This window comes from Mesorhizobium sp. M2A.F.Ca.ET.039.01.1.1 (assembly GCF_003998035.1).
GTDB lineage: Bacteria > Pseudomonadota > Alphaproteobacteria > Rhizobiales > Rhizobiaceae > Mesorhizobium.
In genome coordinates, this window is sequence record NZ_RZRY01000026.1 from 1 (window position 1) to 25,267 (window position 25,267).

21 protein-coding genes and 3 pseudogenes are annotated in these 25,267 nt (G+C 63.9%); 14 read left to right on the forward strand and 10 right to left on the reverse strand.

Annotated features, from left to right (window positions below; all coding sequences use genetic code 11):
- The 3 genes and pseudogenes from EOA24_RS04390 to EOA24_RS04400 all read left to right on the forward strand — a co-directional run.
- Positions 1-172 (forward strand): annotated as a pseudogene (locus EOA24_RS04390) (isocitrate lyase); the annotation flags it as partial.
- A 54-nt stretch (positions 173-226) separates the two neighbouring features.
- Positions 227-469: a hypothetical protein gene (locus EOA24_RS04395; RefSeq protein ID WP_042640947.1), complete on the forward strand. Its 243-nt coding sequence runs from the start codon at positions 227-229 to the stop codon at positions 467-469.
- A 290-nt stretch (positions 470-759) separates the two neighbouring features.
- Positions 760-1,143: a response regulator gene (locus tag EOA24_RS04400; protein WP_189343238.1), complete on the forward strand. Its 384-nt coding sequence runs from the start codon at positions 760-762 to the stop codon at positions 1,141-1,143.
- Between the two features lie 12 nt (positions 1,144-1,155).
- Here the strand turns inward: EOA24_RS04400 and EOA24_RS04405 are convergent, their stop codons facing one another.
- The gene (locus EOA24_RS04405; RefSeq protein WP_126079088.1) at positions 1,156-1,878 is read right to left on the reverse strand and encodes an HAD family hydrolase; all 723 of its coding nucleotides are present in this window, start codon (positions 1,876-1,878) and stop codon (positions 1,156-1,158) included.
- 130 nt (positions 1,879-2,008) lie between these two features.
- On the opposite strand from EOA24_RS04405, the gene EOA24_RS04410 reads away from it, so the two are divergent.
- Both EOA24_RS04410 and EOA24_RS04415 read left to right on the forward strand, forming a co-directional pair.
- Positions 2,009-3,442, forward strand: coding sequence for a glutamine synthetase family protein (locus tag EOA24_RS04410; RefSeq protein WP_126083531.1), 1,434 nt, complete (start codon positions 2,009-2,011; stop codon positions 3,440-3,442).
- Positions 3,443-3,487: 45 nt separating this feature from the next.
- A pseudogene (locus tag EOA24_RS04415) lies at positions 3,488-3,852 on the forward strand (four helix bundle protein).
- A gap of 32 nt (positions 3,853-3,884) precedes the next feature.
- Here the strand turns inward: EOA24_RS04415 and EOA24_RS04420 are convergent.
- The 5 genes from EOA24_RS04420 to EOA24_RS04440 form a co-directional block, all read right to left on the reverse strand.
- Positions 3,885-4,613 carry an SDR family oxidoreductase gene (locus tag EOA24_RS04420; protein WP_126078584.1) on the reverse strand — a complete coding sequence of 243 codons (729 nt, stop codon included), beginning with the start codon at positions 4,611-4,613 and terminating at the stop codon, positions 3,885-3,887.
- Between the two features lie 24 nt (positions 4,614-4,637).
- A complete protein-coding gene (locus EOA24_RS04425) occupies positions 4,638-5,888 on the reverse strand; it encodes a sugar ABC transporter permease (protein ID WP_127409637.1) in 1,251 nt (416 codons plus the stop codon).
- On the reverse strand, positions 5,885-6,715 hold the full coding sequence (locus EOA24_RS04430) for an ATP-binding cassette domain-containing protein (protein ID WP_126078585.1): 831 nt from the start codon (positions 6,713-6,715) through the stop codon (positions 5,885-5,887). The genes EOA24_RS04425 and EOA24_RS04430 overlap by 4 nt, the downstream gene beginning before the upstream one ends.
- A gap of 66 nt (positions 6,716-6,781) precedes the next feature.
- Positions 6,782-7,864 carry a sugar ABC transporter substrate-binding protein gene (locus EOA24_RS04435; RefSeq protein ID WP_126078586.1) on the reverse strand — a complete coding sequence of 361 codons (1,083 nt, stop codon included), beginning with the start codon at positions 7,862-7,864 and terminating at the stop codon, positions 6,782-6,784.
- Between the two features lie 287 nt (positions 7,865-8,151).
- Positions 8,152-9,036, reverse strand: coding sequence for an AraC family transcriptional regulator (locus EOA24_RS04440; protein ID WP_042641694.1), 885 nt, complete (start codon positions 9,034-9,036; stop codon positions 8,152-8,154).
- A gap of 281 nt (positions 9,037-9,317) precedes the next feature.
- Here EOA24_RS04440 and EOA24_RS04445 point away from each other — a divergent pair, with 281 nt between their 5' ends.
- Positions 9,318-10,448: a glycoside hydrolase family 25 protein gene (locus tag EOA24_RS04445; protein ID WP_245467335.1), complete on the forward strand. Its 1,131-nt coding sequence runs from the start codon at positions 9,318-9,320 to the stop codon at positions 10,446-10,448.
- 11 nt (positions 10,449-10,459) lie between these two features.
- Here the strand turns inward: EOA24_RS04445 and EOA24_RS04450 are convergent, their stop codons facing one another.
- Positions 10,460-11,389 carry an AraC family transcriptional regulator gene (locus tag EOA24_RS04450; protein ID WP_348526449.1) on the reverse strand — a complete coding sequence of 310 codons (930 nt, stop codon included), beginning with the start codon at positions 11,387-11,389 and terminating at the stop codon, positions 10,460-10,462.
- A 159-nt stretch (positions 11,390-11,548) separates the two neighbouring features.
- Between EOA24_RS04450 and EOA24_RS04455 the strand changes: the two genes are divergently transcribed.
- The 6 genes and pseudogenes from EOA24_RS04455 to EOA24_RS04480 all read left to right on the forward strand — a co-directional run bounded on the left by EOA24_RS04455 (position 11,549) and on the right by EOA24_RS04480 (position 20,526).
- Positions 11,549-13,015 (forward strand): alpha-glucosidase/alpha-galactosidase, encoded by a 1,467-nt coding sequence (locus EOA24_RS04455; RefSeq protein WP_127255973.1) that lies wholly within the window; start codon positions 11,549-11,551, stop codon positions 13,013-13,015.
- Positions 13,016-13,113: 98 nt separating this feature from the next.
- A complete protein-coding gene (locus EOA24_RS04460) occupies positions 13,114-15,198 on the forward strand; it encodes an ABC transporter substrate-binding protein (RefSeq protein WP_126078589.1) in 2,085 nt (694 codons plus the stop codon).
- 112 nt (positions 15,199-15,310) lie between these two features.
- Positions 15,311-16,318, forward strand: coding sequence for an ABC transporter permease (locus EOA24_RS04465; RefSeq protein WP_126078590.1), 1,008 nt, complete (start codon positions 15,311-15,313; stop codon positions 16,316-16,318).
- A pseudogene (locus tag EOA24_RS04470) lies at positions 16,319-17,454 on the forward strand (ABC transporter permease).
- Between the two features lie 10 nt (positions 17,455-17,464).
- Positions 17,465-19,135, forward strand: a complete 1,671-nt coding sequence (locus EOA24_RS04475) for an ABC transporter ATP-binding protein (RefSeq protein ID WP_126078592.1) — start codon at positions 17,465-17,467, stop codon at positions 19,133-19,135.
- Positions 19,136-19,155: 20 nt separating this feature from the next.
- Entirely contained in the window at positions 19,156-20,526 is a 1,371-nt protein-coding gene (locus EOA24_RS04480; protein ID WP_126078593.1) for an alpha-glucosidase/alpha-galactosidase, read from the forward strand.
- Positions 20,527-20,533: 7 nt separating this feature from the next.
- Here EOA24_RS04480 and purD read toward each other — a convergent pair whose 3' ends face one another.
- The gene (gene purD / locus EOA24_RS04485; RefSeq protein ID WP_126078594.1) at positions 20,534-21,814 is read right to left on the reverse strand and encodes a phosphoribosylamine--glycine ligase; all 1,281 of its coding nucleotides are present in this window, start codon (positions 21,812-21,814) and stop codon (positions 20,534-20,536) included.
- A 329-nt stretch (positions 21,815-22,143) separates the two neighbouring features.
- Entirely contained in the window at positions 22,144-22,938 is a 795-nt protein-coding gene (locus EOA24_RS04490; RefSeq protein ID WP_189353855.1) for a phytanoyl-CoA dioxygenase family protein, read from the reverse strand.
- A gap of 90 nt (positions 22,939-23,028) precedes the next feature.
- On the opposite strand from EOA24_RS04490, the gene EOA24_RS04495 reads away from it, so the two are divergent.
- Both EOA24_RS04495 and ubiA read left to right on the forward strand, forming a co-directional pair.
- Positions 23,029-23,934: a LysR family transcriptional regulator gene (locus EOA24_RS04495; RefSeq protein WP_127409639.1), complete on the forward strand. Its 906-nt coding sequence runs from the start codon at positions 23,029-23,031 to the stop codon at positions 23,932-23,934.
- 66 nt (positions 23,935-24,000) lie between these two features.
- On the forward strand, positions 24,001-24,984 hold the full coding sequence (gene ubiA / locus EOA24_RS04500; RefSeq protein ID WP_126083487.1) for a 4-hydroxybenzoate octaprenyltransferase: 984 nt from the start codon (positions 24,001-24,003) through the stop codon (positions 24,982-24,984).
- A 17-nt stretch (positions 24,985-25,001) separates the two neighbouring features.
- Here the strand turns inward: ubiA and EOA24_RS42360 are convergent.
- Positions 25,002-25,267 (reverse strand): hypothetical protein (locus EOA24_RS42360; protein WP_210213580.1); only part of this gene is annotated, 266 nt, incomplete at its 5' end.

The window sequence follows — 25,267 nt, forward strand, 5'->3', positions numbered from 1 at the left end:
GGAGGCAGAGTTCGCGGCGGAAGCCAACGGCTACACCGCGACCAAGCACCAGCGCGAGGTCGGCACCGGCTATTTCGACGCCGTGTCGATGGCGATCACCGGCGGCCAGTCTTCGACCACCGCCATGCATGAATCGACCGAGCACGCCCAGTTCAGGCCGGCGGCCGAGTAACGGATAACAACCAGAGGAAACGCCCGCAGGGCATCTACATCGGGGAGAAGACCAATGGCATCGATAAGCCGCGTCAAGGAAAGGGCGGAAGAGCAATCGAGCGCGATGAGCGTCGACCAGCAGGCGACGATCCGCATGCTCGCCAACGATCTGCACAGGCTCAACCAGTCGGTCATGAAGGCAGTCGAGGCCGGCGTCTCGGTGGAGCTGGTGCGCTCGGCCAGGCACCATGGCGGCGACGGCAACTGGGGTGACCTGCTGATCCCCGTGATCGTCACCCATCAGAGCCATACTTGACGTAACGTCAACAGTCTCGGCGACAGTCTCCCGCGCGTTATACGTTCGGGAGACTGTCGCATTTTTTCGGTTTGTCTCGCCGTCGAGAGGCACGACTTGCGCTGAATTCAGGATTTTCTTGCTATATTCTCAGCCTCGACCGTTTCAGCTTGACACCGGCTGCGATCTCACTCAATTCTGCCTTAGGTTTCAACCCTGCATTGAACCAGAGTGCCTGCCCGCCGATGTGTCCCGCCGACCGTGACGACCACTCCGAAAGACATCCAAGACCGGCAGCCCGCGCCGGTGCGATGGCGGCGGACTTCTCGAAGGTGCTGGTCGTTGGAAAATCATCGATCAACAGGGTCGTGGTGTCGAAAATCGTCGAAAAATCGGGCCTGAAGCCGATCTCGGAATCGCCCGAGGCCGCCGAGAAGACGCTGGCCGGCCAACTGCCCGGCACGGTCATCCTCGACGGCGGCCCCGACAACAAGGATTGCGACCGGCTGATGTCGGCCATCGACGCGCTGCGGCGCGTCTCCGGCAAACCGCTGCCCGCGGTTATCCTGCTCTCAACCAGGAATGGCACATCGGAGAGCCTTGGCCTGTCGAGCATAGTCGATGCGGTCGTCGCCAAGCCGATTACGCCAGAGAGGCTGCAACCGGTGGTCGATCGCCTGACAGGGCGCGGTTAGACCGTAGGACCTTCAACCAACCTTTGCGATAGCCTCGACAAGGCTCGGCAACTCGCCGAGATGGGCAATCTGGCGGAAACGCGACGCCTCGACAGGCGCCTCGGCATGTTCGACCGCCCAGGTCAATTCGTGCGGCACATGGATGCCCCAACCGCCGGCCTCGATGGCGGGAACCACGTCGGACTTGAGGGAATTGCCAACCATCATGCTGCTCTGCGGACCACGGCCATGGCGGCTGAAGATGCGGGCATAGGTGGCGGCGGTCTTGTCGCTGACAATCTCCACCGCGTCGAAGAGGTCACCCATTCCCGACTGCGCAAGCTTGCGCTCCTGATCGAAGAGGTCGCCCTTGGTGATCAGCACCAGATGATAGGAGCCCGCCAGCGCCTCGACCGTCTCGCGCGCATGCGGCAGCGGCTCGATCGGGTGGCTGAGCATCTCGCGGCCGGCGGCCAGGATCTCGCCGATGATCGAACCAGGCACCTCACCACCGGTGATCTCGACCGCCGTCTCGATCATCGACAGGGTAAAACCCTTGATGCCGAAGCCGTAGAGGGCGAGGTTGCGCCTTTCCGCCTCGAGCAGCCTTGCGGCGATATGCTCATGGTCGCCGTGCTCCGCCAGCATTTCGGCAAAGCGCTTCTCGGTCATGCGGAAGAACTGCTCATTGTGCCACAGCGTGTCGTCTGCATCGAAGCCGATTGTGGTCAAATGAGAGGCGGGCCCGTTCTTCATGACGGCCGGTGTACCTGCTGTTGCGGCGCGCCGCCAGCCTGAAGACGGATGGCTGGTTGTCCCGCCTCCCCTTTCCTTTCCCCGTGGTGCCCGGCTATAGTCCGAAATCCGCAACACAATCTGGTGAATGATGCCGCCTGAGAAAAAGGAAGTCCGTCCGTCAAGCCGGGGGGGACGCGCCCGCACGCCTGCCTTCCTGAAAAACGAACGCGGTGTGAAGAACTGGAAGGAAGCCAGCGCCTGGCTGGAGTGGCGCGGCATCGAGGACATCGAATGCATCACGCCGGACCAGGCCGGGGTTGCCCGCGGCAAGATGATGCCGTCGAAGAAATTCACCTCCAACACCTCGCTGGCGCTGCCGTCAGCCGTGTTCATGACGACGATCTCCGGCGGCTACCCGGAAGACGGCAACGGCTTCCACTATCCCGAGGACGACGGCGACCTGAAGCTCTTGCCCGATCTCTCGACGCTGACCGTGGTGCCGTGGGAAGAGGACCCGACGGCGGCGGTGATCTGCGACCTCGTGCACCAGGACGGCCGCTCGGTCGAGTTCACGCCGCGCAACGTGCTGAAGCGCGTGCTTGCGGCCTATGACGAGCGCGGGCTCAAACCGGTCGTGGCACCCGAGATCGAATTCTATCTGGTACGCAAGAACCCCGACCCGGACTATCCGCTGACGCCGCCCGTCGGGCGCTCGGGGCGGCCGATCGGCGGCGGCGCCGGCTATTCGATCGCCGGCGTCAACGAGTTCGACGAGCTGATCGACGACATCTACCATTTCTCGGAACGGCAGGGCCTGGAGATCGACACGCTGATCCATGAGGAAGGCGCCGGCCAGCTCGAGATCAATCTGCGGCACGGCAACCCGATCGAGCTCGCCGACCAAGTGTTCATGTTCAAGCGCACCATCCGCGAGGCGGCGCTGAAGCACGAGATCTACGCCACCTTCATGGCCAAGCCGATCCAGGGACAGCCGGGCTCGGCCATGCATATCCACCAGTCCGTGGTCGACAAGAAGACCGGCAAGAACATCTTCTCGGCCGAGGACGGCTCCGAGACAGACGCATTCTTCCACTTCATCGGCGGCATGCAAAAGCATGTGCCGAACGCGCTGGTGATGTTCGCGCCCTACGTCAACTCCTACCGCCGGCTGACTCAACAGGCCTCGGCTCCGGTCAACAACAAATGGGGCTACGACAACCGCACCACCGCCTTCCGCGTGCCGCGCTCGGACCCGGCGGCGCGGCGCGTCGAAAACCGCATCCCGTCGTCGGACGCCAACCCCTATCTGGCGCTGGCCGCGTCGCTGGCCTGCGGGCTGGTGGGCATGAACAACAAGATCAAGGCGGAACCGCCGGTGCTGACGACCGCCAACGCGGATGAAATCGACCTGCCGCGCGGCCTTCTGGAGGCGGTCGGCCTCTTCGAGGACGATACGGAGCTCGGCGCCATCCTCGGCAAATCCTTCGCCGCTACCTACACCGCGATCAAACGCGCCGAGTTCGAGACCTTCATGGAAGTGATCAGCCCATGGGAGCGGGAATATCTGCTGCTCAATGTGTGAGGAAAGGCAGTAGGGGAGTAAGGCAGTAGGGCAGTAGGGGGAACGATGGCGAAGATCGAATCGTACAGGGATTTGGTCGTCTGGCAGCAGGCTATGGACCTCGCAGTTTCGATCTACGAAACGACAAGGGCCTGGCCGAAGGAAGAACTCTATGGATTGACAACTCAGCTACGCAGGGCAGCCGCTTCCGTGCCTGCCAACATCGCTGAGGGCTATGGACGAGAAAGCCGAGCGTCCTATCAACAGTTTCTTAGATTGCACAGGGATCACTCAAAGAGTTGGAAACTCACTTGCTGATCGCGCAGCGCGTCGGAATCACCTCCAACGAAGCAGCTCAACAATTGATGGTGCGAAGTGAGAGCGTAGGAACACTCTTGCGGCTCCTCATCCGTAAATTAGCGCCCGAGTAGCTCCTACTCCCCTACTCCCCTACTCCTACTCACTACAAATCATTGCTCTGCGGCAGGATCACCAGATCCCGGATGGTGATGTTTCTCGGCCGCGTCAGCATGAACAGGACGGCTTCCGCGACCTCGACAGGCTGCATCAGCCCGCCGGCCGCCAGCTCGTCCTCAAGCTTCTGCTTCGGCCAATCGCTGATCAGCGCCGTCACCACCGGGCCGGGCGCCACGGCGCCGACGCGCAGGCCGTGCTTGGCGACCTGACGGCGCAGCGTGTGGACGAAGGCCTGGATGGCGTGCTTGGAGGCCGTGTAGACCGGCTCCCAGACGACGGGCACCAGCCCGGCGATCGAGCTGGTGACGATGATGTCGCCAGTCTTGCGTCCGACCATGTGTGGCAGCACCGCATGCACCGAACGGAACACCGAGTTGATGTTGAGATTCAGCATGCGGTCCCAGGCATCCGGATCACCGTTGAGGATCTCGCCGCCGACATAGGAGCCGGCATTTGCGTGGAAAATGTCTAGCTGGCCGGCCTTGTCGAGGATGCCGGGCAGCATGGTCGCCACGCTGGCGGGGGTGGTGAGGTCGATCACCAGTGGGATCGCGCCGTCGCCGAACTCGGCGACGACCTCCTTCAGCCGGTCCTCGGCGCGGTCGACCAGCACGACGCGGGCGCCGGCGGCAAGCATCGCCCTGGCGCATTCGAGGCCGATGCCCGATGCCGCGCCGGTGACCGCGGCGACTTTTCCCGAAAGATCTTGAGCCATGTGTACCCTTCTCGTTTGAACGGATCAGGCGCGGCCGTGCGAGGCACGGGAACGGCGCGCGAGGGAGTCGACGATCACGGCGATGGCCAGAACGGCACCGGTGATCATGTATCGAAGCGACGAGGACAGATCGAGCAGCGTCAGCCCGCTGGCGATCGACTGGATGACGATGATGCCGAGCAGCGCGGAATAGGCGCTGCCGCGGCCGCCGAACAGGCTGGTGCCGCCGATGACCGCGGCCGCGATGGCGTTCAAATTGACGTCGCCGGTGCCGGCCTGCTGGCTGGCGGAAGCGAGCCGGGCGGCTGCAAGCACGCCGCCCAGCGCGGCGAACAGCGAGCACAGGGCGAAGGCGCTGAGATAGATGGCGCGCACCTTGATGCCGGCACGCCGTGCCGCCTCGCGGTTGCCGCCGACGGCGGTCATCGAACGCCCCCATTTGGTCCGGGTCAGCGCATAGTTCATCGCCACGACTAGGCCAGCGAAGAGGCCGAACATCCACGGGATGCCGCGCGACTGGTTGAGGTACGCGACGATCAGCTCGAGGCTGATCGTTATGGCGGCGACGCGCAGGACGAGCCCGGCCACGGACGGCGTCGACAGATTGGCCGCGCGTCGGCGCGCGAAGGTGCGAAGCCCGCTGACCAGCATCGCCAAACCCGGGATCGCGGCAAGCGTGTGCGAGACCCATTTCGGCATCACCATCAGCTGGCCGAAATCCACCAGGGGCGAGCCATAGGGCAGGTTGATCGAGCCGGTGGAGCCGAGGATGTAGAGCTGCATGCCCAGCACCGCGAGCAGGCCGGCCAGCGTCGAAACGAAGCTCGGCATGCCGAGGCGGTTGAACAGCAAGGCATAGAGCGAGCCGATCAGGGCGCCGAAGGCCAGCGCGGCCAGGATCGCCAGCGCGACCGGCCAGCCCTGGTTGACCCACAGCGTGCCGACCATCGCCGAGGCGAAGCCGCTGATGGAGCCGACCGACAGGTCGATCTCGCCGACCATCAGCACGCAGACGATGCCGAGCGCGATCACACCGACGGTCGAGCAATCGAACAGGAGATTGACCAGATTGCTGCTCGAAACGAACACCGGGTTGAGGCTGGTGAAGACCGTCCAGATCACTAGTAGACCGACGATGACCGGCAGCGAGCCGAGGTCGCCGCTGCGCACGCGGTCGAGAAAGGCGCGGACCGCCCCGCCAATGCCGGCCTCATGCTTGACGCGCGCATCGGCGCGGTCGAGCGCCAGAGGAGCCGAATTGCCTTGCTCCGTCATGGGCGCTGCTCCCCCGCCTGTGCGCTGTGATCGCGTTCCATACGCAGGCGCTCGGCGCGCCGCGACACCGCGTTGTTGGACGCGCCGGTGATGGCGCTGACCAGATCCTGGTTCGAGGCGTCGGGTTCGAAGACGCCGTTGTTGCGCCCGAGCCTCAGCACCACGATGCGGTCGGCGACGGCGCGGACATCCTCCATGTTGTGGCTGATCATGACGACGCCGAGACCGCGCGCGCGGACGCGGTCAATGAGGTTGAGTACTTCCGCCGTCTGCGCGACGCCAAGGGCGGCGGTCGGCTCGTCGAGCAGGATGAGTTTCGGCTCGAGCAGCAGCGAGCGCGCTATGGCGACCGTCTGGCGCTGGCCGCCGGACAGCGAGGCGACCGCTTCACGCACGCTTGGAATGCGCGCCGACAATTCGTTGAGCAGCGTCCAGGCGCGCATCTCCATCGCCACCTCGTCCAGCCGAAGCGGGCTGAGCTCGTTGCCGAGGAAAATGTTGGCGACGACATCGAGGTTCTCGCAAAGCGCGAGGTCCTGGAACACCGTGGCGATGCCGAGCGTCAGCGCCGCGCGCGGGTCGGGCAGCGTGACCGGCCGACCCCGGAAATTGATCGTTCCCGAGCTCGGCTGATGCACGCCGGCCAGAATCTTGACCAGTGTCGACTTGCCGGCGCCGTTGTCGCCGACCAGGGCGACGACCTCGCCTGCATGGACGTCGAAGTCGATATCGGTCAGCGCCGAGACGGCGCCGAAATTCTTCGATATGCCGCGCAGGCTGAGCACCAGCTCGCCGACGGATGCCGACCCTTCAGGACTTTCGCTCATGCGCCGCCTTTCTTGACAGTCGTTGCCTGGCATCCGGCCGCCCATGGGCGGCCGGATGCCACTTGATCAGTTGGTGATGCCGAGCTTCTTGCAGCCTTCGGCATAGCGGTCGACGCAGAGCTCGGCCGCCGTGTTGATCTTCTTGTCGATGATCTCGGCCTTGAGGTTCTCCTGCGTCACCACCGCTGGCGTGAAGAGCTGCGAGGGCGTGTCGTAGAGCGTCATCTCGGCCTTCGGCGTCTCGCCCGACAGGAGCTTGACGGCGACGTTGGCCGCGGCGGCCGCGACAATCTCGCTCGGCTTGGAGATGGTGTTGTACTGATCACCGGCGATGATCAGTTGCAGAGCCGCGATCGTCGCGTCGTTGCCGGTCACCGGCGGAACCGGATCGACGCCGGCCGCCTTGAAGGCCGCGATCGCGCCGCCGCCGGTGCCGTCATTGGCGGCGACCACGCCGAGGATCTTGGCGCCGAAGCGCGTGACTTGGCCGCTCGCCCATTGCTGGGCCTTCGGCGGCGCCCATTCCGGCGTGTCGAACTCGGCCAGGATCGGGTAGCCGCTGTTGTCGAGGCCTTCGTGGATGCCCTTCTTGATGAGACCGGCGGCCGCGTCGGTCGGCGAGCCGTTGATCTGCAGCAGGCCGCCATTGGCCGGGTCGACCTTGAGCGCCTTGAGATGCTCGACCAGCGAATCCGCGATCGCCTTGCCGATGCCTTCATTGTTGAAGGACACGTAGAAATCGGCGGGCGCCGTCGGAATGGGCCGGTCATAGGCGATCACCCTGACGCCCTGGCTCTGCGCCAGCTTGACCAGCGAGGCGGCGGCGGTGGAATCGACCGGATCGAGCACGATCGCTTTGGCGCCTTGCGAGATTACCGAATTGAACTGCTGCTGCTGGCGAGCCGCATCCGCATCGGCGTTCTGGTAGATCACCTTGCATCCGGGGCACAGTTTCTTCATCTCGGCGACGAAGCCCGGATAGTCGTGCTGCTCGTAGCGGGTCGATGCCTGGTCGGGCATCAGGAAGGCCACCGTGGCGTCGGTGACGGTGTCGGCGAAGGCTGCCGTGCTGCCGAGCAGCGAGACGGCGAAAACGGCCGCGATGGTCGATTTCAAGGCAAACGGCGATTTCCAAGCATGTCTGGTCATTCGAATGTCTCCCTTTCGAGAAATGGTTTCACGGGGCCTGCGCGGTGAACGGCGCGCCAGGCCTTGACTGCATGTCGAACTGTTGAAAGGAGTATGATCAGTCGGCTGAGGATCGATCCGATCCTGGTAAAGCCGCGCAAACATCCTCCTGAAGTGCTGGATTTCACAACAAACGATCTCCAGCACCGGGTGCGTTACACCCCGCGTTCTTCCTTCCCTGAATGTCTCTTTTGTGTTGACGCAATTCCTTTTGGAATTGCTTTGAGCTCCTCCCGGTTTCCTCCCTGTTAGGCGGCAATCTCCGCGTTGATGTTCTCAGCCAGCAAGGCCCGGAAGCGCGAAGGCGACATGCCTTTCTGCGCCAGGAACTGGCGGTTGAAATTTGAGATGTTGTTGTAGCCGGCGGCGTAGCAGATCTCGGTGATCGACATCTGCGCCTCGCTCATCAACAGCTGGCAGGCAAGGTTGATGCGCAGCCGGTTGACATATTGCACCAGCGCCATGCCGGTGTGGCGGCGGAAGCTGCGCGAGAAGGCGCTCGGGCTGCGCCCGGCGATCTCGGCCAGCGTCCCTTCGCTGAACGGCTCGGTCAGGTGGCAATTGATGTAGGCGAGCGCCTGGTTGATGCCTGCCGACATGAAGCCGGAGGGGTCGGGCAGATAGCCGGCGCTGGCCAGCGTGCGGACGTCGCCGGCGCGGTTCAAGATGTCGAGCACGGCCATGAACAGCGACAGGCGACGCACGCCCTGCGCCTCGGTCAACTCCGCCAGCAGAGGCGCCGCAAGCTCGGCCGTCGCCGGCGAGAACAGGGCGCCGCGGCGGCTGGTTTCAAGGATACCGGCGCAGGCGGCAAGTTCGGGCAAGGCGGCTGAAGCGCTGGCGATGAATTCTTCGGAGAACTGGACGACGCGGCCGCGCAGCGGCACGGTCTCGCCCGGCGGCACGTCGCTGACCCAATTGTGCGGCAGGTTCGGCCCGGTGAGCACCAGATTGCCTGGCTCGAACTCACCGATGAAGTCGCCGACGAAATAACGGCCAGTGGTGGCGACGACCAGATGCAGTTCGTATTCGGGATGGAAGTGCCAGCGCACGGTGCGGAAAGGATAGCCGTGGGCCCAGGCCTTGAACGACTCTCCCTGTCTGATCTGGACGACTTCCAGGTCCGGATTCATGTTCATTTCCTCCCCGCGCGGGTCCGGTCTTGTGACCGGTTGCTGCGCTTCGTCAGGCGGGCCCGTCTCTTCCCACTGGCCGCCGTGATTGAAAGCTTAGGCGGCAATTGAAGCCCCTGCCACCACGGCTTGTCCACCCAAGCGATACTTTTTTGACGTTTTGGAGCGGACCGAAGCAAGCCGATGTTGTGAAAGCACTTCCTTAACCATAGCGGTTCAGGATCGTCCCCTGGTCAGTGGGGACACCCTGATTGAAAAAGCCGGCGCGCCCTCTTCGCCGCCTGGCGCTTCTCGCTGCGGCGGTTGTGCTGGGTACGGCGGCAAAGGCCTCGGATTTCTCCGAGCCGTGGAAGAATGCCGCCCGCCCGTTGGTGATCGACGCCTATGAATACAATTCGATCGACTGGCAGCAGCTCGTCACCGACAAGCGCGTCGCCGGCTTCATCAACAAGGCGTCCGACGGGCTGCCGCCGCCCTACTTCTGCTTCGGCGCCGAGGCGGACGTGAAACTCTGCAAGGCGCAGTGGAAGCGCTATGCGGTGACGCGTGAATTGTTCCAGACGCGCAAGGTGGTGGCCAAGGCGCTCGGCCTGAAATGGGGCGCCTATCACCTGGCCCGTCCCGGCAACCCGGTCGAGCAGGCCAACAACTTCATCGACTTCGCCGAGCCGGCGCCCGACGAGTTGATGGCTCTCGACATCGAAGGCATCGATCCGATGCAATGGATGTCGCTGGAGGACGCCGAGGAATTCGTGCGCCAGGTGCACCGCCGCGTCGGCCGTTTCCCGGTGCTCTATGTCAATGGCAAGACGGCGCAGTATATCGCCGACAATCGCTACCAGTACCGTCTGCTGTCGCGGCTGCCGCTCTGGTATGCGCGCTACAAGCCCGACATCGAGGTGCATTTCCCGATGGGCAACTGGCAGGGCTACGCACTGTGGCAATTCTCGGCGCAGGCCAATTGCGGGCGTTTCCGCTGCCCTTATCGGGTGCCCGGCACGCCCAACGACATCGATGTCAGCGTCGCGCCGATGAGCGCTGACCAGCTGCGCCAGCAATGGGCCTTTGGCGGCCTGCTCGACGTGCCGGCCGACTACCTCGCTTCGATCCCGGTGCCGCTCTCGCGCGAAAAGGCGCTGGCCGGCAAGGTCACCATCACCTATGCCGATGTGGCGACGCCGCCGACGGTGGAAGAAATGGTCGCGGTGCTCGGCGCGCGCTGGGAGAAATTCCGCGACGGCTTCCGCATGCCGGTGGTGAAGACGGTGCCGCAGCGCCCGAGCTTCGGCATCGTGCAATATGTCGCCTGGAAGCGGACCGGGCAGCGCACGCCCGACCAGATCGACGCGGCCTTCGCCGCCGCCGATCCGGTGAAGACCGCTTCGACCGCTCTCGACCAAAGGCGGCACTGATTCCCCAGGCATCAGCGGTGGCTGCCGAGGCTGGCATACATGCCGGTGGTGCGGAACTGCGTCGGCGTGATGCCGTAGAAACGGCGGAAGACCTTCGAGAAATAGTTCGCATCCTCGAAGCCGCAGAGCACAGCCACTTCCTTGACCGGCAGGAAATCGGCCTTGGTGAGGAGCTTGGCCGCGCGCTGCAGGCGTTGCTGCAGCACGAATTCGGCAGGCGGCAATCCTTCGCTCTCGGCGAAGCAGCGCGAGAAATGGGCGCGGCTGAGGCCGCTGATCTCGACCAGCTCCGCCACCGGCAGCGGCTTGTCGAGATTGGCGTTGATATGGTCGATGACCGGCTGCATGGCGCTTTGCTTCTCGGCGAAGGCATGCGAGCCGAAGACATCGTCGTAGAGCGCCATCGCCGCCTCATAGGCGATCGCGGAGGCCGCACCAGGCGAACCCGCTCCCTTGATCAGTCGCAGGCTGCAATCGGCAAGGTGATCGACGGTCGCCGGCTGCAGCCGGAACACCGGGCCGGAGACGCTGAGGATCGACTTGTGGATGCGCAGCGCTTCCTCACCGTTCATCGAGATCCAGAAGTATTCCCAGCGGTCGCCCTGCCCCAGCCAGTAGCGATGATTGTGCGGCACCAGAACCAGCAGCGTGTCGTTCGCCTGCAGACGGTAGTTGCGGTTCTCGTAGCGCAGCTGACCGGTGCCGCTGATCGTGTGCTGGAGCACCGTGAACGGGGTCTGGCCACGCTTTCTCCCGTCCCAGTCATAGGTTTCGTCCTCGCGCACCTCATAGCCGGTGCTTGTCGGCATGGCATGCAGCCGCTGGCGCCCGCGCGGCAGCGAAATCGTCCGCATCAGCTTTCCATTGGCGATCAGGTCCCGCAGCACAAAATTACCCTCGAAAGCATAATCCTTCTCTGGCGGTGCCCGCCAATAAGGCATAATCCAACTTCTCAGAACGCGAAAGACCCGCGGTCGAGGAGCGGGCGGGAGGAGAAAGAGCCGGATTTCCGGCTTTGAGTGGCTGGCGCGCGATGGCGCGTGGCCAAATCCTCCTTTGTCGCTCCTTGCCTGGCATTCAGTTGGATCAAGGTGAAGGTGATGAGCTTCAAAATCGCTATTATCGGCGCCGGCAGCGTCGGCTTCACAAAGAAGCTGTTCACCGACATTCTGTGCGTGCCTGAATTCCAGGACATCGAATTCGCGCTGACCGACATCAGCGAGCACAATCTCGGGATGATCAAGGCGATCCTCGACCGGATCGTCGAGGCGAACAAACTGCCGACCAAAGTGACGGCGACGACCAATCGCCGCGAGGCGCTGGAGGGCGCGCGCTACATCATCAGCTGCGTGCGCGTCGGCGGGCTGGAGGCCTATGCCGACGACATCCGCATCCCGCTGAAATATGGCATCGACCAGTGCGTCGGCGACACGATCTGCGCCGGCGGCATCCTCTACGGCCAGCGCAACATTCCGGTGATCCTCGACTTCTGCAAAGACATTCGCGAGGTCGCCGCGACGGGCGCGAAATTCCTCAACTATGCCAACCCGATGGCGATGAACACCTGGGCGGCGATCGAATACGGCAAGGTCGACACGGTCGGGCTCTGTCACGGCGTCCAGCACGGCGCCGAACAGATCGCCGAAGTGCTCGGCGCGAAATCGCCCAGAGAGCTCGACTATGTCTGCTCCGGCATCAACCACCAGACCTGGTTCATCGAGCTCAAGCTGAACGGCCGGCCGATCGGCAAGGACGAACTGGTCGCCGCCTTCGAGGCGCACCCGGTCTATTCGAAGCAGGAAAAGCTCAGGATCGACGTGCTGAAGCGCTTCGGCGTCTATTCGACCGAAAGCAACGGGCATCTCTCCGAATACCTCCCCTGGTACCGCAAGCGCCCCGACGAGATCACGCGCTGGATCGACATGTCGGACTGGATCCATGGCGAGACCGGCGGCTATCTGCGCTACTCGACCGAAACCCGCAATTGGTTCGAGACGGAATATCCGCAGTTCCTCGAAGCGGCGTCGAAGCCGATCGATCCGTCAAAACGCTCCAACGAGCATGCCAGCCACATCCTCGAGGCGCTGGAGACCAACCGCGTCTATCGCGGTCACTTCAACGTCAAGAATAATGGCGTGATCACCAACCTGCCGCAGGACGCGATCATCGAATCGCCCGGCTTCGTCGACCGTTTCGGCATCAACATGGCGGCCGGCATCACGCTGCCGGAAGCCTGTGCGGCAACCTGCATGGCCTCGATCAACGTGCAGCGCATGTCGGTGCATGCGGCGATCGTCGGCGACATCGATCTGTTGAAGCTCGCCGTGCTGCACGATCCGCTGGTGGGTGCGGTGTCGACGCCGGAAGAGGTCTGGCAGATGGTGGACGAGATGGTGGTCGCTGAAGCCGCATGGCTGCCGCAATATGCGCACGCCGTTCCGGCGGCGAAGGAGCGGCTTTCGAAAGCACACGTCAAGACCCGCGAATGGGCGGGCGCCGCGCGGCGCAACGTGCGCTCGATCGAGGAACTGCGCGCCGAAAAGGCGGCGCTGAAACAGGCCGGTTGAGCCTAAAGGCAAGCAGGCCGGGTCGCAGGAGGCAGCTCGGCAAGAAATTCACAAGAGGCGGGCAGCAGCAGACGTCCAAAAACATCTGGGAGGAGACTATGAGGACTTTTCGTAGAACTGGCATTGCCGCCGGGCTGATGCTCGGCGTTTCAGTCCATGCGCTCAACGCCTTCGCTTCCGAGCCGACGATCCCGCCGCAGCCTGCGACATTCCCGGCCGAGGGCAAGATCCACTATGTGGCGCGCGACTCCATCCTGGAGTTCAAGGCGCTGCCGGAATATCACGAGCCGGACTGGGTGACGGAGAAATACGTCAAGACCGGCAAGCTGCCGCCGGTCAAGGACAGGCTGCCGAAGGAACCGCTGGTCTTCAAGACGGCCAACATGCCGGATGGCATCGGCGTCTATGGCGACACGATGCGCCATGTCATCGGCGGCAGGCCGGAAGGCTGGAACTACGGCGCCGGCCAGACGCAAGGCTGGGGCGGCATCGACATCGGGCTTTCCGAATGCCTAACGCGCACGGCGCCGCTGTTCCAGGTCGAGGCCAAGGACACCGAGCCGCTGCCCAACCTCGCCAAGAGCTGGGACTGGTCGAGCGACGGCCACAAGCTGACCATGCATCTGATCGAAGGCGCCAAATGGTCCGACGGCGCGCCCTTCAATGCCGACGACGTGATGTTCTACTGGGACGACGAGGTGGTCGATCCGAACGTCTCGCCGCTCAACGGCGCCACGCCGGAGACTTTCGGCGTCGGCACGACGCTGAAGAAGATCGACGACTACACCGTGGAGTGGACGTTCAAGGAGGCGTTCCCGCGGCAATATCTCTATGCCATGGCCTATGGCACTTTCTGCCCCGGCCCCTCGCACATCCTCAAGCCGCAGCATCCGAAATATTCGAAGAACACCTACGACCAGTTCAAGAACGCCTTCCCGCCGGAATATATGAACATGCCGGTGATGGGCGCCTGGGTTCCGGTCGAATACCGGCCGGACGACATCATCGTCATGCGCCGCAATCCCTATTATTGGAAGGTCGACGAGAAGGGCAACCAGCTGCCCTATCTCAACGAGCTGCAATACAAGCTCTCGACCTGGGCCGACCGCGACGTGCAGGCTGTTGCCGGCTCGGGCGATTTCTCCAACCTCGAACAGCCGGAGAACTTCGTCGCCTCGCTGAAGCGTGCTGCTGACAAGAATGCACCGGCACGCCTCGCCTTCGGGCCGCGTCTCATCGGCTACAATCTGCGCATGAATTTTTCCGCCAATGGCTGGGGCAACCCGGACGAACGCGGCCAGGCGATCCGCGAGCTGAACCGCAACGAGGATTTCCGCAAGGCCGTCACCATGGCGCTCGACCGCAAGGCGCTGGGCGACTCGCTGGTCAAGGGCCCGTTCACCGCCATCTATCCGGGCGGCTTCTCATCCGGCACCAGCTTCTATGACCGCAAGTCGACGGTCTATTATCCGTTCGATCTCGAAGGCGCCAAAGCATTGCTCGCCAAGGCCCGCCTCAAGGATACGGACGGCGACGGCATTGTGAACTTCCCGGCCGGCACCGCGGGCGGCAAGGATGTCGAGATCGTGATGCTGGTCAACAACGACTACACCACCGACAAGAGCCTTGCCGAAGGCGTGGTCGCGCAGATGGAGAAGCTCGGCCTGAGGGTCGTGCTCAACGGGCTTAACGGCACGCAGCGCGATGCCACACAATATTCCGGCCGCTTCGACTGGCTGATCCGGCGAAACGAAACCGAGCTCACCTCCGTCGTTCAAAATACCGAGCAGCTGGCGCCGGTCGGCCCGAAGACCAGCTGGAACCATCGCGCGCCGGAAAGCGGCCAGGTCGACATGATGCCGTTCGAAAAGGATCTCGTCGACATCGTCAACAAATTCGTGTCGACGCAGGACAACGACCAGCGTGCCGAGCTGATGCGAAAGTTCCAGAAGATCTCGACCGAGCATGTCTACAATGTCGGCCTGACGGAATATCCGGGCGCGCTGATCGTCAACAAGCGTTTCTCCAACATTCCGCAGGGCACGCCGATCTTCATGTTCAACTGGGCCGAGGATTCGATCATCCGCGAGCGCGTGTTCGTCAAGGCGGACAAGCAGGCAAAATACGAGTTGTTCCCCAACGAACTGCCCGGCAAGCCTGGCGATAAGGGACCGATGGATTAAGCTTTACCTCCCCTGACGAAGAGATGTCCGGCCGCGTTGCGGCGCGGCCGGACAAAGCAATTCCTCCAAATGCATCGAATGCGCGACCGGCCAGAAAGGAAATAGACCGTCCATGTTGCGATTCCTGCTCATGCGCATCGCCTCGGCCGTTCCCGTCCTCGCCATTCTGAGCCTGGTCACCTTTGCCATCATCCAGGCGCCGCCTGGCGACTATGCCGACTACATCAAATCGCAGCTGATCAACCAGGGCGGCGCCTCCTATGCCGAAGCCGACGCGCAGGCACAGGCCTATCGTATCGAACATGGCCTCGATAAGCCGTTGCCCGTCCAGTATCTCAACTGGATCGGCGGCATCATCACGCGCGGCGATTTCGGCTACAGCCTCTACTACAACAAGCCGGTGGCCGATGTGGTGGGCGAACGCCTGCCGCGCACGCTGCTGCTTGCGCTGGTCTGCCACCTGCTCGCCTCGGTGCTCGGCATCACCTTCGGCATATGGGCGGCGACGAGGCAGTATAGCTGGATCGACTCCACGCTCTCGGCGATCTCGTTCCTCGGCATGACAGTGCCGCGCTTCCTGATGGCGCTGATCATCGTCTATCTGCTGGTCTTCCAGTTCAACGTTTCGGAGATCGGCTCGTTCTTCTCGCCGCAGTATGGCGGCGCGCCGTGGTCGTGGGCGAAGTTCGTCGACCTGGTCAAGCATGTCTGGCCGGTGGTGGCGATCGCGACCTTCGGCGGGCTCGCTTACAACATGCGCGTCATGCGCGGCAACCTGCTAGACACGCTGAACATGCAATATGTCGAGACGGCCAAGGCCAAGGGCCTGACCGGCGGCGCCGTCGTCATGCGGCACGCCGTGCCCAATGCGCTGCATCCGCTGGTGATGTATCAGGGCGTGGTGCTGCCCTATATGCTGACCGGCGAGATCGAGACGGCGATCATCTTCGCGCTGCCGACCGTCGGGCCGGCGATCGTCGGCTCGATGGCGGTGGGCGACGTTTATGTGACGGCCACCTTCATGATGGTGCTGTCGGCGACGCTGATCATCGGCAACATCATCGCCGACATGCTGCTCGTGCTGCTCGATCCCCGCATCCGCCAATTCGGGGAGCGCTAGATGCTGGCGCGCGACCCCTCCCCGCCGCCGCCAGCCGAAGGCGTGGCCATAGCCGAGCCGGCGCACGGCAATGAGAGCTATATCGCGCTGGTCTGGCGCCGGCTAAAGCGCTCCTGGACCGGCATGGCCGGGCTCTTCCTGGTCGTGCTTCTGCTCGTCATGGCGGTGTTCGCGGATTTCATCGCACCTTCGGATCCGAAGGCGACCGACGTCGCCTTCGCGCCGCCGCAGGTGCCGAGCTTTCACGACAAGGACGGCAATCTCACCTTCCAGCCAAGGATCTATGCGCTGGCCGACTCGGCAGATCTCGATCCGGTCACCTTCCAGCCGATCGTCGGCCCCGACTACGATCATCCGCGGCTGCTCGGCTTCTTCGTCGAGGGTGCGCCCTACAGGCTCTTCGGGCTGATCCCGGCGGACCGGCACTTGTTCGGGTCGATGGACGGCCAGCCCGTGCATTTCCTAGGCACCGACAAGTTCGGCCGCGACGTGCTCTCACGCGCCATCCACGGCTCGCGGGTCTCGCTGATGATCGCGCTGACGGTGGTCTTCATCATCACCGTCATCGGCACCATCGTCGGCATGGTCTCCGGCTATTTCGGCGGCAAGTTCGATGTCTGGATGCAGCGCTTCGTCGAGCTGGTGCTCGCCTTCCCGCAGCTGCCACTCTATCTCGCGCTGACGACGCTGATCCCGGTCACCGCGCCGACCAATGTCTTCCTCGCCTTCGTCATCGTCGTCATGTCGGCGCTGGGCTGGGCGCAGATGTCGCGCGAGGTGCGCGGCAAGACGCTGGCGCTGGCGCGGATCGACTATGTACGCGCGCCATGGCGGTCGGCGCCACCGACCGGCGCATCATCATGCAGCACATTTTTCCCAATGTGATGTGCCACGTCATCGTCGCCGTGACGATCGCCATCCCGACGGTGGTGCTACTCGAAGCCTTCCTCGGCTTCCTCGGCTTCGCCGTGAAGCCGCCGCTGATCTCCTGGGGGCTGATGCTGCAGGACACGGCGACCTATTCGGTCATCGGCACCTATCCCTGGATCCTGTCGCCGGTCGGCTTCGTGCTGGTCACCGTCTTTGCCTTCAATGCGCTGGGCGACGGCCTGCGCGATGCCGTCGATCCGTATTGAGGTGGCCGGGATGACGACGATCGCGCTCGCAGACAATTTCGCACCGGCCGTCCGGCTCGACCACGCCGCGCGCCATGAACAGCCCATCATCGACGCCCGCAACATCGGAGTCGCGTTCAAGGTGGAGCACGGCACCGTCGAGGCGGTGAAGGACGTCTCGTTCCAGCTCTACCGCGGCGAAACCATAGCCATCGTCGGCGAATCCGGTTCCGGCAAATCGGTGACGGCGCGCACCGTGATGGGATTGTTGTCGCGGCGTGCGACCGTGTCGCCACGCTCGAGCGTAGACTATTGCGGGCAAAATATCCTCGAATTCCCCGAGGCTGCCCGGCGCAAGCTGCGCGGCAACCGCATCTCGATGATCTTCCAGGAACCGATGAGCTCGCTCAATCCGATCTACACGGTCGGCAGCCAGATCGTCGAAGCGATCCGGGTCCACCGCAGGGTGAGCCGCAGGGAAGCCTGGGCGCGGGCGCTCGAGCTCCTGAAGCATGTCCAGATCCCCGAGCCGGAGGCCAGACTCAAGCAGTATCCGCATCAGCTCTCCGGTGGCCAGCGGCAGCGCGTGATGATCGCCATGGCCTTGGCCAACGACCCCGACGTGCTGATCGCCGACGAGCCGACAACGGCGCTCGACGTCACGGTGCAGGCGCAGATCTTGAACCTGATCCGCAATCTTCAGAAAGAGCTGAAGATGGCGGTGATCCTGATCACCCACGACCTCACCGTGGTGCGCAAATTCTCCGACTATGTCTATGTCATGCAGCATGGCGAGATGCGCGAGCACAATGTCACCGAGCGGCTCTTTGCCAATCCGCAGCATCCCTACACGCAGCGGCTGCTCGCTTCCGAACCGCATGGCCAGCCGAAGCCGCTGCCGGAAGGCAGCGGCACCATCCTCGAGGCGAACGGCGTGCGCGTATGCTTCATGCTGCGCCACGGAACGTTCCTGAAACCCGACTGGCGCGAGCTGGTCGCGGTTGACGATCTCGACCTGAAGCTCTGCCGCCACGAGACGCTGGGGCTGGTCGGCGAATCCGGCTCCGGCAAGACGACCTTCGGTCAGGCGCTGCTCAGATTGCAGGACGCCAAGCGCGGGGAAATCCGCTTCGACGGCCGGCCGATCGAGAAGCTGTCGCGCGGCGAGATGCGGCCGCTGCGTTCGCGCATGCAGATCGTCTTCCAGGACCCGTTCTCCTCTCTCAACCCGCGCATGACGATCGGCCAGATCATCGAGGAAGGACTGGTCGTCAACAGGCTGGGCGCGACGCGGCGCGAACGGGTCGAGCGGGTGCGCGAGGCGCTGGTCAGCGCCGGCATGCCCGGCAACATCCTGTCGCGCTTCCCGCATGAATTCTCCGGCGGCCAGCGGCAACGCATCGCGATCGCGCGGGCGATCGCGCTGGAGCCGGAATTCATCCTGCTCGACGAACCGACATCGGCGCTCGATCTTTCGGTGCAAGCGCAGATCATCGACCTGCTGCGCAAGCTGCAGGACGAGCGCGGTCTCAGCTATCTCTTCATCTCGCACCACCTCAAGGTGGTGCGGGCGCTGTGCCATCGCGTCATCGTCATGCAGCATGGTCAAATCGTCGAACAGGGACCCGTCGACGAGGTCCTGTCCAATCCCAAGACCGCCTACACCGAACGGCTCGTCAGGGCCGCTTTCGAGGTGGCGTAGACAAGTGCCGGAGGCTTACAGTGGCTAGAAATCCCAGGATCGCGTTCATCGGCGCCGGCTCGACGGTGTTCATGAAAAACATCGTCGGCGACGTGCTGCAGCGGCCGGCGCTGTCGGGCGCGACGATCGCGCTGATGGACATCAACCCGCAGCGGCTGGAAGAGAGCGCCATCGTCGTCAACAAGCTGATCGCGACGCTCGGCGTCAAGGCGAAAGCCGAGACCTATTCGGACCAGCGCAAGGCGCTTGCCGGCGCCGACTTCGTCGTCGTCGCTTTCCAGATCGGCGGATATGAGCCCTGCACCGTCACCGATTTCGAGGTGCCGAAGAAATACGGCCTGCGCCAGACCATCGCCGACACGCTCGGCGTCGGCGGCATCATGCGGGGCCTGAGGACCGTGCCGCATCTGTGGAAGATCTGCGAGGACATGCTCGCCGTCTGCCCCGAGGCGATCATGCTGCAATATGTGAACCCGATGGCGATCAACACCTGGGCGATCGCCGAGAAATACCCAACGATCAAGCAGGTCGGGCTCTGTCATTCGGTGCAAGGCACGGCGATGGAACTGGCGCACGACCTCGACCTTCCCTACGAAGAAATCCGCTACCGCTCGGCCGGCATCAACCACATGGCCTTTTATCTCAAGTTCGAGCACCGCCAGGCGGACGGCTCCTATCGCGACCTCTATCCTGATCTCGTGCGCGCCTATCGCGAGGGCCGCGCGCCGAAGCCGGGCTGGAACCCGCGCTGCCCGAACAAGGTGCGTTACGAAATGCTGACCCGGCTCGGCTATTTCGTCACCGAAAGCTCGGAGCATTTCGCCGAATACACGCCCTATTTCATCAAGGAGGGGCGCGGCGATCTGATCGAGAAATACGGCATTCCGCTCGACGAATATCCAAAACGCTGCATCGAGCAGATCGAGCGCTGGAAAGGACAAGCGGAGGCCTATCGCTCGGCCGACCGGATCGAGGTCGAGCAATCGAGGGAATATGCCTCCTCGATCATGAACTCGGTGTGGACCGGAGAGCCGTCGGTGATCTACGGCAATGTCCGCAACAATGGCTGCATCACCTCGCTGCCTTTCGACTGCGCGGCGGAAGTGCCGTGCCTGGTCGATGCTTCCGGAATCCAGCCCACTTACATTGGCGAGTTGCCGCCGCAGCTGACGGCGCTGATCCGCACCAATATCAATGTGCAGGAGCTGACGGTGCGGGCGCTCATGACCGAGAACCGCGAGCACATCTATCATGCCGCGATGATGGACCCGCACACCGCCGCCGAGCTCGACCTCGACCAGATCTGGTCATTAGTCGACGACCTGCTTGCCGCGCATGGCGACTGGCTGCCCGCCTGGGCGCGTGGCGGACGAAAGAGCGCGGCCGCCTGAAGCTGGGTTACGTGCCGGTCTTCTCGCGCTCGACGGCGCGCCAGCCGATGTCGTGGCGATAGAAGCCCTGCGGCCAGTCGATGTGCTCGATCGCCGCGTAGGCCTTGGCCTGCGCCTCGCCGACGGTCTTGCCGAGCGCGGTTACGTTGAGCACGCGGCCGCCATTGGCGACCAGCGCGCCGCCATTGATGGCGGTGCCGGCGTGGAAAATCTGGGCGCCATCACGCTCGGCCTCGTCGAGGCCGCGGATGACCGAGCCCTTTTCCGGCGTGCCGGGATAGCCCCTCGCGGCCATCACCACGGTCAGCGCCGTCTCGTCGCTCCAGCGGATGGACATATGCGCAAGCTGGCCGTCGACAGCGGCGTTGAGCAGGACGAGCAGATCGTCCTTCAGCCGCATCATCAGCACCTGGCATTCGGGATCGCCGAAGCGGGTGTTGTATTCGATCAGCTTGGGGCCCTGGTCGGTGATCATCAGGCCGGCGAAGAGGATGCCGGCAAAAGGCGCGCCGAGATTGGCCATGCCGCGCATCGTCGGCTCGATGATCTCGCGCATGGTGCGCTCGGTCATTTCGGCCGTCATCACCGGCGCCGGCGAATAGGCGCCCATGCCGCCGGTGTTCGGCCCGGTATCGCCGTCGCCGACGCGCTTGTGGTCCTGCGCGGTGCCGAAGGGCAGCGCCGTGGCGCCGTCGCACAGGCAGAAGAAGCTCGCCTCCTCGCCGGTCAGATATTCCTCGACCACGACCTCGGCGCCGGCGGCGCCGAATGCGCCCTCGAAACAAGCCTCCAGCGCGGCGTTCGCCTCATCAGAAGTCATCGCGATGGTGACGCCCTTGCCGGCGGCAAGCCCGTCGGCCTTGATGACGATCGGCGCGCCGACCTTCTCGACATAGGCCTTGGCCGAAGCGAGATCGCCGAAGCGGCCATAGGCGGCGGTCGGAATGTTGAACTTGGCGCAAAGGTCCTTGGTGAAGCCTTTCGAGCCCTCAAGCCTTGCCGCCGCCTTGGAGGGGCCGAAGACGCGGATGCCCCAGGCGCGCAGATCATCGGCGACGCCGGCGACCAACGGGCCTTCCGGGCCGACCACGACGAGGTCGATCTTCTTTTCCTGGCAGAAGGCGGCGACGGTGGAATGGTCGGCGACGTCGAGCTTCACCAGTTCGGCGACACGGCCGATACCGGGATTGCCGGGCGCGGCATAAAGTTTCGTCAGCAGCGGCGAGGCGGAGGTCTTCCAGGCGAGCGCATGTTCGCGGCCGCCCGAGCCGAGAAGAAGAACATTCATGGCCACCTCTTGCTGATCGTCTCCCCGAACCCGCTATTGGTCCGCAGGCGACCGGTCAAGCCGTCTTGGCATTTTGGCGGCAATTGCGCACGGGAAAGCAGCGCAAACGCCGAGGATTGGCTGAAGCCTCCCGAACCTCGTCATTCTAGGGCGAAGCAAGGAGCGAAGCGACGCGCGCAGACCCTAGAATCCATGCCGTGACTTCGAAGCGTTGCCGCGGTCCAGAATTCTGCTCCGTTGCACGCCGTGGCGAAGGTCACGGAATGGATCCTCGGGTCTGCGCGTCCGCTTCGCTCCCGCTCCGCCCGTGGATGACGAGGCAGGGCCGCTCAGCTCTGATAGATAACGGGGAACCAGTCCTCGCGCAGTTTCTGGCCCGGCTTCATGTCGTGGCCGGGATAGGGCGGCGAGGTGCGGCCAGGGCGTTCGACGTAGTGCGCGTCGTCGCCGACCCAGCGCAGCGACAGCGCGCGGCGCCGCGCCGAGGTCAAATTGCCGCGCGCGCCATGCGCCGTGCGGAAATCGAACAGGATGGCGTCGCCCGGCTCCATCTCCCATTCGAGCACCTTCATCGAGGGATCGTTGTCGGGGTCGGGCACCGGCAAATAGTCGCCCTCGCCGGCATAGAAATTGGCGTCGTTCAGCCAGCGCACCGGCAGCACCATCTTTTCCCATTTGTGCGAGCCGGCGATCAGCCGCAGCGTCGCTTCCTTCACCGGATCGATCGGGATCCAGAAGCTCACCGTCTGGCTGCCATCGACGAAGTAATAGGGAATGTCCTGGTGCCAGGGCGTCGGCTTCTGCGTGCCGGGCTCCTTGACCAGGACGTGGTCGTGGAAGAACTGGGCGCTGCGCGATTGCATGACGGCGGCCGCGAGTTCTGCCGCAGGCGATTCCCTGACAATCCTGACGAATTCCGGGATGCGCTCCCAATTGCAGTAGTCGTCGAAGAAACTGCCCTTGCCGCCGGCGATGTCGGAGGCCGTGGCGCTGCGGTTCTGGATATTGCGTTCAATGCCGTCGGCGATGACGCCGACCCAGTCCGTGAAGGCGCCGCGGATGCAGACCGCGCCCTCACGCTGGTAATCGGCAACCGTCGCGGCGTCGATCTTCGGGCTGGCCATCGTGCTCTCCTGCTTGTCGATGACCGACTATCGCAAGAGCCGCACATTGCGTAAAATAATAACTTGTCATCTCGCTTATAGTTTTGACCTATGAAGTTCACACTCACCCAGTTGCGCTACGTCGTCGCCGTCGCCCGCTATGGCAGCGTCACCATGGCGGCCCAGGCGCTGAACGTGTCGCAGCCGTCGATCTCGGTGGCGATCGACCATGTCGAGGACGCGCTCGGCCAGAAAATCTTCGTGCGCCAGCGCGGCGTTGCGCTGACGTCCTTTGGCCGGAGGGCCGTCGCCAAGGCAAGGCAAGTGCTGGGCGAGGCGGACGAGCTGGCGGCGCTCGGTTCGCGCGATGCCGATGTCGGCGGCGAGCTGGTGCTCGGCTGCTTCGAGGACCTGGCGCCCTATTTCGCGCCGGCGCTGATGCGCGCCTTCGCCGAGCGCTGCCCGGCCGTCACGGTCGTCATCGGCGACGAGACCTTCGAGACGCTGGGGCGGCGCCTGGCCGACAGCGCCGTCGATCTCGGCCTCACCTATGATCTCGGGCTTCCAGGGCATTTCAAACGCGTCCTGCTGCATGAATTGCGGCCGCACGCGCTTCTGCCGGCCGGACATGTGCTGGCGGACAAGCACGCCGTCAGCCTGGCCGAGCTCGCGCAGCATCCGCTGATCACCACCGACCAGCCGCACAGCTGGCAGCACATGCTGGACCTCTTTCTCAGCCGCGGCCTGTCGCCGATAGCCCGGGCGACGACGAGCTCGTTCGAATTGCAGCGCTCCATGGTGGCCAACGGCTTCGGCGTCGCCGTCAGCTATACCAGGCCCCATGGCGACCGCAGCTATGACGGCCTGCCGCTGGTCGTAAAGCCGCTCTCCGATCCGCTGCCGATGCAGCGCATCATCCTGACGCATGACACGCGCCAGCGCCTGTCCAAGGCGGCCGTGGCTTTCATCGAGGTCGCCAAGGCATGGTTTGCCGGTCACGATGTTTTCACCGCCTGAGTTTTCAGCGCTTGAGCGACACCACGGCCGCTTGACGGCGCTGCCTGCTGCTGCCACTCCAGCGTGATGGAAACCGTCCAGTCGAAAGCGATCCAGGGCCGCGTCGCCGATGCGCCGAGCGGCCATTGGGTCTACCGCGTGCTGCCGCGCTGGCTCTGGCCTTATGCGCAGCTTGCGCGCTGGGACCGGCCGATCGGCTGGCAGCTCCTGTTATGGCCCTGCTGGTGGTCGGCAGCGCTTGCCGCGGGCGCCTATCCGCGTCCGACCGACCCGCTGCTGACGCTGCTTCCGGCGCCCTGGCATCTGGTATTGTTCTTCGTCGGCGCCGTCGCCATGCGCGGCGCCGGCTGCACCTATAACGATCTCGCCGACGAGGACATCGACAACCAGGTCGAGCGCACCCGCTCGCGGCCGCTGCCGGCCGGCAAGGTGACGCGCCGCCAGGCATGGATCTTCGTCATCATCCAGGCGCTGGTGGGCCTGGCCGTGCTCTTGCAGTTCAACAGCTTCGCCATTCCGCTCGGCATCGCTTCGCTCGTGATCGTCGCGGTCTATCCCTTCATGAAGCGCATCACCAACTGGCCGCAATTCGTGCTGGGCTTAGCCTTCTCCTGGGGCGCGCTGATGGGATGGGCGGTCGAGTTCGGCGACATCGATGACCCGGCGATCATGCTCTATATCGGCTCGATCCTGTGGGTGATCGGCTACGACACGATCTATGCGCATCAGGACAAGGAAGACGACGCCATCGTCGGCGTGCGCTCGACGGCACGGCTGTTCGGCGACAACACCAAGATGTGGCTTAGCGGGCTCTATGGCGGCGCGCTGATCTGCTTCGCCATCGCCTTCGCCTCGGCGCAGGTGCCGATCGTGGCGCTGGCGGGACTGATCGCCGCAGGCGTGCATATGGGGCGCCAGATCATCCGGCTCGACATCAACAATCCGGACCAGTGCCTGAAGCTGTTCAAGTCGAACAACCAGGTCGGCTGGCTGATCTTCCTGGGGCTGATCGGCGGTTCGGTGTGGATATGGCTGAAGCCGCTGGTGTGATCTCCCTTCTCCCCGTTCTACGGGGAGAAGGTGGCGGCAGCCGGATGAGGGGCAGCGCCAACCTTTGGAGGCAAATTGTAGCGGCGATACAGCGTCTGATCGGGTTTGTGAGGTGGCCAGACACCCAGGTCGGTGCTGCCCCTCATCGCCCTGCCGGTGTCCAGCGGATAGATGGGTAACACTTTGAACCGGATACATAGGTAACAGTTTTCTCTCCCTATGATGCGGTCGCCGCAGCGCCAAGCGGTCGGCTTGGCGCGGCGCTGCGGCGAACCAGTTTCAT

What these genes read in the sequence shown, in the direction of transcription:
- EOA24_RS04395 (WP_042640947.1), top strand. Translation starts at nt 227, where the DNA reads ATGGCATCGATAAGCCGCGTCAAGGAAAGGGCGGAAGAGCAATCGAGC.
- EOA24_RS04400 (WP_189343238.1), top strand. Translation starts at nt 760, where the DNA reads ATGGCGGCGGACTTCTCGAAGGTGCTGGTCGTTGGAAAATCATCGATC.
- EOA24_RS04405 (WP_126079088.1), bottom strand. Translation starts at nt 1,878, where the DNA reads ATGAAGAACGGGCCCGCCTCTCATTTGACCACAATCGGCTTCGATGCA.
- EOA24_RS04410 (WP_126083531.1), top strand. Translation starts at nt 2,009, where the DNA reads ATGCCGCCTGAGAAAAAGGAAGTCCGTCCGTCAAGCCGGGGGGGACGC.
- EOA24_RS04420 (WP_126078584.1), bottom strand. Translation starts at nt 4,613, where the DNA reads ATGGCTCAAGATCTTTCGGGAAAAGTCGCCGCGGTCACCGGCGCGGCA.
- EOA24_RS04425 (WP_127409637.1), bottom strand. Translation starts at nt 5,888, where the DNA reads ATGACGGAGCAAGGCAATTCGGCTCCTCTGGCGCTCGACCGCGCCGAT.
- EOA24_RS04430 (WP_126078585.1), bottom strand. Translation starts at nt 6,715, where the DNA reads ATGAGCGAAAGTCCTGAAGGGTCGGCATCCGTCGGCGAGCTGGTGCTC.
- EOA24_RS04435 (WP_126078586.1), bottom strand. Translation starts at nt 7,864, where the DNA reads ATGACCAGACATGCTTGGAAATCGCCGTTTGCCTTGAAATCGACCATC.
- EOA24_RS04440 (WP_042641694.1), bottom strand. Translation starts at nt 9,036, where the DNA reads ATGAATCCGGACCTGGAAGTCGTCCAGATCAGACAGGGAGAGTCGTTC.
- EOA24_RS04450 (WP_348526449.1), bottom strand. Translation starts at nt 11,389, where the DNA reads ATGCCTTATTGGCGGGCACCGCCAGAGAAGGATTATGCTTTCGAGGGT.
- EOA24_RS04455 (WP_127255973.1), top strand. Translation starts at nt 11,549, where the DNA reads ATGAGCTTCAAAATCGCTATTATCGGCGCCGGCAGCGTCGGCTTCACA.
- EOA24_RS04460 (WP_126078589.1), top strand. Translation starts at nt 13,114, where the DNA reads ATGAGGACTTTTCGTAGAACTGGCATTGCCGCCGGGCTGATGCTCGGC.
- EOA24_RS04465 (WP_126078590.1), top strand. Translation starts at nt 15,311, where the DNA reads ATGTTGCGATTCCTGCTCATGCGCATCGCCTCGGCCGTTCCCGTCCTC.
- EOA24_RS04475 (WP_126078592.1), top strand. Translation starts at nt 17,465, where the DNA reads ATGACGACGATCGCGCTCGCAGACAATTTCGCACCGGCCGTCCGGCTC.
- purD (WP_126078594.1), bottom strand. Translation starts at nt 21,814, where the DNA reads ATGAATGTTCTTCTTCTCGGCTCGGGCGGCCGCGAACATGCGCTCGCC.
- EOA24_RS04490 (WP_189353855.1), bottom strand. Translation starts at nt 22,938, where the DNA reads ATGGCCAGCCCGAAGATCGACGCCGCGACGGTTGCCGATTACCAGCGT.
- EOA24_RS04495 (WP_127409639.1), top strand. Translation starts at nt 23,029, where the DNA reads ATGAAGTTCACACTCACCCAGTTGCGCTACGTCGTCGCCGTCGCCCGC.
- ubiA (WP_126083487.1), top strand. Translation starts at nt 24,001, where the DNA reads ATGGAAACCGTCCAGTCGAAAGCGATCCAGGGCCGCGTCGCCGATGCG.